At 44.8% G+C, this 2,368-nt stretch carries 1 protein-coding gene; it reads left to right on the plus strand.

The annotated features are described in order from the left end of the window. Window positions 1–11 precede the first annotated feature (11 nt). The coding region (locus A2517_RS11210; RefSeq protein ID WP_294897059.1) for an AsmA-like C-terminal domain-containing protein at window positions 12–2,368 on the plus strand (2,357 nt) is incomplete at its 3' end.

Genomic DNA, 2,368 nt, shown 5'->3' on the forward strand with positions numbered 1-2,368 from the left:
AAGCGAGCATTATGGACGGTGAATATACTTTTGCAACCGGTTTTGAACCGATCCGTGCACCTCGCATAGATCTCCGTTTTACCAAAGGAAAACTCCATATATTCCCACAAAACGGCACTTTTTATGACCTTCCTACCGAGGAAAGTCGTGTTGTTATCGATTTTACAATACCCCACACGATGCTGGATCTCTATATTAAAACCGCTCATGCCAAACTAGGTGATCCTCTTTTATCCCTCTTGGAGTTTTATCATATCCATTTACCGATCAAACAGCTCAAGGGGGAGTGTGACGTAAATTTATATCTCTCCATCAATTTACACGATTTTGATACCGCAGTCAAAGGGGTATTCAAGCCCTCCTCTTCTGAAATTCTTCTGGATCAAATCCCCCTCAAAACCGAAGGGGGAATTGTCAAAATCGATCGTAGTGATGTGACATTTGAAAACTTCATAGCTCACTACGGAGAGGATGTGGCACATGCTCGTGTTGAGGGAGAGTACAATACCGCAACAGAGCGAGGTGTTGTTTCTATCAATGCGTATGCCATCTCCCCGACAACAGGAGATTTAACCCTCTATGATCCCCGCGATCCGTTGCATGTTACCTACGTCATCGCACCCGATGGGGATGCCTTGCAGGTTAACAAGTCCCGCTGGAACCTTTTAGGTGAAAAATTAACGATTGAAGCGTTCCACGCGCCGTTTGATTATCATCGTGCCTACTCAGCCATCCGTTCTGTCCCCTTCAGCCTCTCAGAAAGTGTCAAAGGAACAGTCGATGCTACCTTTGACGGTACCAAGAAACAAACGGATGTCAAATTACGGTTGAATAGATTTAAACTCGGTGAAGTCGAACTTCACCAGCCACGATTTGATATAGATTTGCATTACACTAATAAAACAGCGCAACTGCAAGTCAAAAATCCTTCGGCATGGTCGGTGCATCAGCTCCCCTTGCTCATTTCCCCTTTCAGCGCGACACTTAAAAATGATCTTATAACCTTTGAACAAATCGAAACGGTACTGGGCGATCTTTTCAAAGGAAATTTTAGCGGCAGCTACCGTATCGACACCGAAAAAGGGGCGATTCACCTCAGTAATATGATACCGCTCGCACCGAAAATGGTACCGATTATGGAAGCGAAAGAGTCGCTTGAGCTCTTAGTCGATACCCAAAATGATACGATTAAAATCGATGCACCTTCCCTTAAAGCCCATTTTTCTACGATTCCGAATGGGTGGAAAATCGGTCTCGATGATATTTCACGACTCTCTCAAAAATCCCCGATTTTGCGTCAATACAACATTAATAACGGCTATTTGAACCTCTACTATACCGGAGAGAGCTCCCGCTACCACTTTAACGGAGAAATCGACTATCCCTATCCGCTTATGCTCTTGAATGATATGCCGATATCGCATTACCGATTTAGCGGCTCTCATCAGGATAATATCTCCTCGATACGGGTTAACGATCGGCTGGTTATCAATCACACACCCGAAAATATCTATATACGTGCCAACAACACCGGTCTGAATATGCCTGCCCTGTTCAAATTTCTCTCAGCCCACAAAGAAGAGAGTGCCTCTTCAAAAGAGGCTCCTATCCCTGTGCGCATCCACGCTACCAACTCCTATCTCTATTTGATGAAAGGGAGAAAAATCGTTGCCGACGCTTTCGATGCAACGTTACAAAATGAAAATTTTGACGCCTCCCTCCATCATATGAACGGATCGGCCATCCTCAAAATACGCAATGACCTTTTTTCCATTGAGGGGAAAGGGTTTAACGATAAATTTATGGAGCATCTTTTTGCACTAAGCGACTTCAGTGGAGGAACCTTCTCCTTTGCCGCCAAAGGGAGAACCGATGCGTTTGATGGATTAATGAGAGTTGAAAACACCATTCTCAAAGATTATAAAGTGCTCAACAATGTATTGGCATTTGTCAACACCGTCCCCTCTTTAACGACATTTTCCCTTCCGAATTACAATTCAAAAGGGCTCCCCGTTGATGAGGGATATGCCCATTTTGAATACCAAAAAGGGGTTGTTTCGGTTGATAACTTCACCCTGAATTCTCCTGAGATGAAAATAACCGGTACAGGGCGCGCCGACTTCAAAGCGAATCAACTCGACGGCATTTTGACCCTCAAAACCGATTTAGGCTCAGCTCTTGGAAAAATTCCTATGGTGGGGTACATTCTCCTCGGGGATGACGGCTCGCTCACCACTACCCTCACCCTCAGCGGTAAACTCGATGACCCGAAAGTAGATACGGCTATCGCCAAAGAGATCGTTACCGCCCCCTTCAACATTTTGAAGCGAACATTGGTTTATCCGTTTTTATGGATGATGGACGATAA

Source organism: Sulfuricurvum sp. RIFOXYD12_FULL_44_77, from assembly GCF_001830725.1.
In the GTDB taxonomy this organism is placed as follows: Bacteria; Campylobacterota; Campylobacteria; order Campylobacterales; family Sulfurimonadaceae; genus Sulfuricurvum; species Sulfuricurvum kujiense_A.